Annotated in this window: 1 pseudogene; it reads left to right on the top strand. The window is 44.2% G+C overall.

Going from position 1 to position 249, the window contains the following annotated elements:
- A pseudogene (locus B0E34_RS22665) lies at positions 1–249 on the top strand (hypothetical protein); the annotation flags it as partial.

Below are 249 nucleotides of genomic sequence, written 5' to 3'. Positions count from 1 at the left end.
AAAGACGGGGAACCGAGCACGAAAACGAGGAATCCGAACAATCCGGCATTTGTATTCCAGATCACCGCACCGGATAAGCCTAAAGGAGAAAAAAGTTTCGTGGCGATTCAGGAAACAATCGAAGGTTCTGACGACAATAAATACAAAATGAAGTTTGACCATATCGAAACGAAGAATCTCTCAGGCCTCACAATTAGAAAAGATTTGACTTTGTGGGTGCTCATGGTCGGCGGTGCCATCTTTATGATC

The sequence above is a fragment of the Chryseobacterium mucoviscidosis genome (genome assembly GCF_002177115.1).
In the GTDB taxonomy this organism is placed as follows: Bacteria; Bacteroidota; Bacteroidia; order Flavobacteriales; family Weeksellaceae; genus Chryseobacterium; species Chryseobacterium mucoviscidosis.
This window is presented reverse-complemented; position numbering and strand designations above follow the sequence as displayed.